We start from the raw sequence: 6,010 nt of genomic DNA on the forward strand, positions 1-6,010 counted from the left end.
GAGGACGAGGGCGGAGAGAACGACTCTTCGGGCGAGTCTCATGCGTGTCTCCTGTGTGAGAGAGAGGCCGATCGAGATGGGGGGCTGGACAGGCCTCTTCGAACGCAACCGATGTGCCCGAGTGTCGACCGGACGCAAGGCGTTCGTCCCACGAGAGATGACGGGAGATCCGGTCCGTTCGGTGGAGCACGCCTGCTGCGGCGAAATGCCGCATGTGCCGCGTTCGACGGCACCTCGTCACTCGGATCGACTGGAATCGCTCTTCTCCGCCGCGAGCTTGCGCGCCAAGGTGCCCCGGTCGATGCCGAGGATGCGCGCCGCCTGGCTCTGATTGCCCGCCACGCGCTCGAGGACTTCCCGGATGTGGCGCATCTCGAGGACGCGCAGAGAGCTGGCCGCGCGCGGCACGGAGCCCTGAGACCTCAGCGCGCGTGGAAAGTGCTCGGGCCGAATCGCTCCGGCTCCGGCCATCACCGCGGCGGCGCGGAGCACGTTCCGGAGCTCGCGGACATTGCCCGGCCACGGATAGCTCACCAGCCGGTCCATGGCCGCGGGATCGATGCGAGGGGGCGAACCGGATTCGCGCGCCAGCTCGTCGATGAAGTGGCGAACCAGCGTTGGAATGTCTCCGGGCCGCTCTCGCAGCGGCGGCAGGACGATCTCCAGCTGCCGCAGGCGGTAGTAGAGGTCGGCGCGAAACGTGCCGGCTTCCACCTGGGGAGCAAGGTCGACGGCGCTGGCCGCGATCACTCGGACGTCGACCGATCGCGAAAGGCTCGTGCCGATTCGCTCGACCCGTCCGCCCTCGAGAACACGCAGCAGCTTGGCCTGAAGGCAGGCGGGGAAGCTGTCGACCTCGTCGAGGAAGAGCGTTCCGGTATCGGCCTGCTCGAACAGACCCGGGTGCTCGCTGGCGGCTCCGGTGAACGCGCCGCGCGCGTGACCGAGGAAGATGGACTCCGCCAGATCGATTGGTGTCGCGGCCATGTTGTGGGCCACGAAAGCCCGCTGCTTGCGCTGGGACTGCGCGTGAATGGCACGGGCCAGCAACTCCTTGCCGGTCCCGGTTTCGCCGATGATCAGGACCGCCTCCTGACTCCGCGCCACCGCCGGAATCAGGCGACGAACCAGCTGGATGGGAGGGGAGCACCCCACCAGGCCGAATTGGCTCTCGGCCGTCGGTTCGAGCGGGAGCGGGCGACCGGCGCAAACTCTCTCGATGGCGCAGGCGATGTCCTTGGCGCATGCCGGCTTCACCAGGAAGTCGCACGCGCCGAGCCGCATGGCCTCCACCGCGGGCCGCGCATCGTTCACCGCAGTCAGCAGGATGACCGGGACCGGTGGATCGAGTTCCCGCGCTGTCCTGAGGATCTCGATGCCGTCCGGCGGCGGCATCCGCAGATCGGTGAGCACGACGTCGAATGAACCGGTTTCGAGCTGGGCCAGAGCCTCGACGCCACTACCGCACGTGGTCAATTCGTGATCATCGCGCAGCAAGGCCGACGCGTAGCCAAGGGCCGCAGGATCGTCGTCGACGAGCAGAACCTTCATCGTCCACCGGTGAGCGCCGAAGTGGGCGCAGCGGGAAGCTCGAGCCGGCAGAGCGTTCCTCCGCGCTCGGCGGCAGTGAACGACAGGCAGCCCCCGCACGCCTCGAGGAAACGGCGCGCCGCCACGAGCCCGAGACCGGAGCCGTTCTTCGAGGGCAGCGGTCCGAACTGCTGGCCACTTGTCGCAGGAGGCCCAGGACCCGCGTCGGCGATGTCGACGATGACCGAGGCGTCGCGGCGCTCGGCTCTGACGTGGACCGCCTCACCGGGTGGAGTCACCTGAACCGCGTTGTCGAGAAGGTTGAAGACGGCGTGGACCAGCTGGCCGCGAGGGACCTCCACGTAAACCGGCCGGGCAGGGACCGCGAGCCGGATCGGCGGCTGGTTCAGCAGCACGATGGCCGAGCGCAGCACGTTCTGGATCGCGACGCGCTCGCGCTGTGCGCGGCTGGCGCCGGCCAGCGCCAGAACGTCCTCGGCCAGATCCCCCAGGCCTCGAAGCGCCCCGAGACACTCCTCGGTGGCCGAGCCAGGGTCGGCCGGATGACGAAGCCCGGCGACGTAACCCTGGATCGAATGCATCGAATTCTTGATCTGATGGGCCACACATGCAGCCGACTCTCCAAGCCGCCGCACCGGATCATCGTGGATCGCGCTGCCCCCCGCGTCGAGGAGCAGGTGCACGTGTTGCCCATCGCTCCCCACGCCGCGCCACATCTCGGCCTTCACCGTGACGCTGGTTCCCGCACCTGGCGCGAGGACCAGGGTCAACCCTCGCTGGGGCAGACCGGTGTCCAGTGTCTCGGCGACTCGTGCTCGCGACACAGCATCGGGACGGAGGATCTCCTGCCAGGGCTTCCCCACACAGCCGGCGGGATCGATGCCGAGCAAAGCGGCGCCCGAGGGGTTGAGGCGCGCGACTCGGCCGGCATGATCGATGGTCAGCAGCGCATCGCCGAGAGAGTCGCCGAGCAGACGGAGTTCCTCGGCCAGGGTCTCGGCGCGATCGACGAGCGTCACCCGCGACGTCTCGAGCATCGTCGTCTGGCGCTCGAGCATGCCGATCACTCGCCAGGTGATGGCGGCACACACCCCCACGATCCCGATCAGAATCGCAGTCGCACGCGGGTCGAGGGGGCCGCCGAACGATGCGGCGTAGAAGGCGTACCAGATGATCGCAGCTGCGGCCGCCACGAAGACGCCGCGTCGACCCAGCTGGGCGCCTGAGAGAGGAAGCTCGAGCAGATACCCGAGCACCAGCGGCGATCCCTGGCCTCCCGTCGCATGGATCATGAGTGTCCACGCCGCTACGTGGAGCCAGGAGAACCAGGCCCCCTGGCTCCTCGAGACGAAATGCACCGCGAGCTTCTGCAGCCAGGCCAGTGCCGCCGCGGCCAGCACTCCGATGACGACCAGGCGAACCGAGACCTGGTCGGGTGGCAGGAGGCCCACGGTTCCGGTCACGGCCGCGAGCGCGAAGAAGCGGAAACCGAGAATCAGGGACGACAGCGAGGCAGCGTCGGCTCGGACCGAGCGCGAATTCGGCGCTTCCAAGACAACTCCTTCTCAGACCAGCATCGGCTCGATCGCCAAGGAAGGCCTCGAGACCAAGACGTTTGGTTGTCGACCGAAGGAGCGAGCAACGGCCAGGGTCACGCATCGCGGAATTGGGGACCGCGAAGCCACGTATTTTCGTAACCTGCCCGGCTCGAAGCGTTCCTGGAGAGGCGGCCGGCTTCGAGGTCGAGTTCTGCTTCGTGTTGACGGAAAGGTAACATTCGAATCCCATGCGACCGCCAGAAAAATTCCCTCATTGATCATGGTTGTTGGGGCGCTCATCGGTAACGGATGTTGCGTCCAGATATGGGAATCTCGCTCTGTCGTCTCGATTCGGGAATATCCCAATCGCCTGGTGGGCTGTAGAGTCCCCGCCGACGAGGCAAGCTGGCGACCCACACGGAGATCGCGCCATGAGCAACTTCACCGCCGTCGATCGCTTCCTCGAGGACAAGCTCGAAGCCAGTCTCAGCGAGCTCGGCAAGCTCGTGGGTCAACCCAGTGTCGCCGCCCAGAACCTTGGAATGGAGGCGTGCGCGGAACTGGTGGCGCAGATGCTGCGCGTGAGGGGATTCACCACCGAGGTCATGCCCACCGGTGGCCCGCCGGTCGTGGTGGCGGAGCGCGCCGGCAAGAGCGATCGCACGCTTCTCATCTACAACCATTACGACGTTCAGCCGGCCGAGCCGCTCGATCTATGGAGCAGCCCGCCCTTCGAGGCCACGCGGCGCGACGGCAAGCTCTTCGGCCGCGGAGTGAGCGATGACAAGGGCCACATCGTCGCTCGTCTGCACGCCATCGACGCGCTGCTCGCAGCCGACGGCGAGCTGCCGTGCCGCGTGAAGTTCGTGATCGAGGGCGAGGAGGAGGTCAGCAGCGTCCACCTGCCCGCGTTCGTTCGCGGAAACAAGGCCCGGCTCGAAGCGGATGCCTGCCTGTGGGAGTTCGGCGGTGTCGATCATCGCGGCGTGCCGCTCCAGTACGCGGGACTGCGCGGCATCTGCTACGTGGAGCTGTCGGTCGAGACCGGAACGCTCGACGCACACTCCGGCGTCGGCGGATCGATCTTCCCCAACGCCGCGTGGCGACTGACGTGGGCGCTCGGCACCCTCAAAGGTGAGGACGAGCGCATCCGAATTCCGGGGCACTACGATGACGTGCGTCCGCCGAGCGCGCGGGATCGCGAGCTGATGTCGGCGTTGGCGGAGGTCGCGGGTGAGTACCGCGAGCGCTACGGGATCAAAGGATTCCTGCGCGGGCTCGAAGGCGGGGTGGATCTGCGCATCGCGGAAGTGTTCGAGCCCACCTGCACGATCTGTGGCCTCACCTCGGGCTATCAAGGTCCCGGCTCGAAGACCGTTCTGCCGGCGCGCGCTTCGGCGAAGGTGGACTTCCGGCTGGTGCCAGACCAGACGCCCGAGAAGACCGTGAAGCGCCTGCGCGCGCACCTCGATGCCGAGGGTTTCTCCGACGTCCAGATCGAGTTCCTGGGTGGCGAGCCACCGGGACGGACCGATCCCGATCATCCGTTCATTCGTCTGGTCGCTGAGACCGCCACCGAGGTCTATGGAAGACCGATGCAAGTTGTACCGATGGTCGGGGGCTCGGGTCCGAACCACGCCTTCCTCCATGAGCTGGATGTGCCGGTGGCCACCGCGGGCATGGGCTATCCCGACACCCGTGCGCACGCTCCCGACGAGAACATTCGAGTAGACCTCTACCTGCAGCACGCCCGGCACGTCGCCCGTCTGCTTCGGGCATTCGCCGACCAGCGCGGCTAAGCCTTCGCCGGGCGCCACCCCGAGCCGCCCGAGATTTCCTATTGCTATTTTTTTAGCACTAGTGCTAGTTTTCCAGCACTTCGGCGCCGCGGGAAAGAGAACCAGCGGGGCAGGCGAGAACGTATCGGAGAGCGCATGAAGCGAGGACAGCCCGAGCTGAGTCGCCGAGAGCGGCAGATCATGGACGTCCTGCACCGGCGCGGCTCGGCATCGGCCGCGGACGTGCGGCGCGAGATGCACGACCCGCCAACCTACTCGGCGGTGCGCGCGCTGCTGCGCGTGCTCGAGCAGAAGGGCCGCGTCACGCATACCGAAGTGGGACGAACCTATGTCTATCGCCCGACGACGTCGCCCTCCGCGGCGCGCCGCGCGGCGCTCGAGCACATGGTCTCGACGTTCTTCGGCGGATCGGCCGAGGAAGCGGCAGCCGCCCTGCTGGATCTTCCGGGCGATACGCTCGACACGGCGGCTCGGCGGCGCATCGCCCAGAAGATCGCCGCGGCGAAGCGGGAGGGACGATGATGACCGCCGAACTCAGTGGAATCGTTGTCGAGTCGTCACTGCGCGGCGGCCTGGTCCTGGCGCTCGCGGGAGTACTGGCCATCGCACTCAAGCGGCGTTCCGGGGCGCTGCGTCACGCGGTATGGCTGGCCGGCATCGGCGGGCTCCTGCTGGCGCCGCTCGCGAGCTTCCTGCTGCCGCCGATCGCAGTGCAGGTCCTGCCGCAGGAGACGCCCCAACGGATTCGGTCCTCGATGGGGCTGACGGCGAACGAGTCCTCCGGGTCTTGGATCGTCAGCGGGAGCATGGCCGAAGACCGGATGAACGCCGGTCGCAGGTCCGACCCGGGGACGTTCGATCCGGGAGCGATTCTTCTCGGGACCTGGCTCTTGGGTGTGGGGTGGCTGAGTCTGCGATCGATCCGCTCGCATCGTCTGGTTGCGGCACGGGTGCTCGAGTCCGAGCCGATTCGGGATCGAGGCCTCGCGCTTCAGTGGCGCTCCGCGCTGGAAGCCAGCGGCGTCTCGACGAGCATGACGTGCCGGCTCCACCACGGAATCCGTGTGCCGCTGGTCTGCGGCCTGCGCCGGCCCGTGCTGCTGCTGCCCGAGGAAGCCGCCG

General features: G+C 67.5%; 5 protein-coding genes. 3 read left to right on the forward strand and 2 right to left on the reverse strand.

Annotated elements, in window-relative coordinates; all coding sequences use genetic code 11:
- Nucleotides 1-237 precede the first annotated feature (237 nt).
- Together VFQ05_11830 and VFQ05_11835 are read right to left on the reverse strand one after the other, a co-directional pair.
- A complete protein-coding gene (locus VFQ05_11830; protein ID HET9327453.1) occupies nt 238-1,551 on the reverse strand; it encodes a sigma-54 dependent transcriptional regulator in 1,314 nt (437 codons plus the stop codon).
- On the reverse strand, nt 1,548-3,104 hold the full coding sequence (locus VFQ05_11835) for an ATP-binding protein (GenBank protein HET9327454.1): 1,557 nt from the start codon (nt 3,102-3,104) through the stop codon (nt 1,548-1,550). Before VFQ05_11835 ends, VFQ05_11830 begins: the two co-directional genes overlap by 4 nt.
- Nucleotides 3,105-3,520: 416 nt before the next feature.
- Here VFQ05_11835 and VFQ05_11840 point away from each other — a divergent pair, with 416 nt between their 5' ends.
- From VFQ05_11840 to VFQ05_11850, 3 genes are all read left to right on the forward strand, one after another.
- Nucleotides 3,521-4,888, forward strand: a complete 1,368-nt coding sequence (locus VFQ05_11840) for a M20/M25/M40 family metallo-hydrolase (protein HET9327455.1) — start codon at nt 3,521-3,523, stop codon at nt 4,886-4,888.
- Nucleotides 4,889-5,023: 135 nt separating this feature from the next.
- Complete coding sequence (locus tag VFQ05_11845; protein ID HET9327456.1) at nt 5,024-5,410, forward strand: BlaI/MecI/CopY family transcriptional regulator; 387 nt, start codon at nt 5,024-5,026, stop codon at nt 5,408-5,410.
- Nucleotides 5,407-6,010 (forward strand): hypothetical protein (locus VFQ05_11850; GenBank protein HET9327457.1); only part of this gene is annotated, 604 nt, incomplete at its 3' end. The genes VFQ05_11845 and VFQ05_11850, both read left to right, overlap by 4 nt.

The organism is Candidatus Eisenbacteria bacterium (assembly GCA_035712145.1).
GTDB lineage: Bacteria > Eisenbacteria > RBG-16-71-46 > RBG-16-71-46 > RBG-16-71-46 > DASTBI01.

What these genes read in the sequence shown, in the direction of transcription:
- VFQ05_11830 (HET9327453.1), bottom strand. Translation starts at nt 1,551, where the DNA reads ATGAAGGTTCTGCTCGTCGACGACGATCCTGCGGCCCTTGGCTACGCG.
- VFQ05_11840 (HET9327455.1), top strand. Translation starts at nt 3,521, where the DNA reads ATGAGCAACTTCACCGCCGTCGATCGCTTCCTCGAGGACAAGCTCGAA.
- VFQ05_11845 (HET9327456.1), top strand. Translation starts at nt 5,024, where the DNA reads ATGAAGCGAGGACAGCCCGAGCTGAGTCGCCGAGAGCGGCAGATCATG.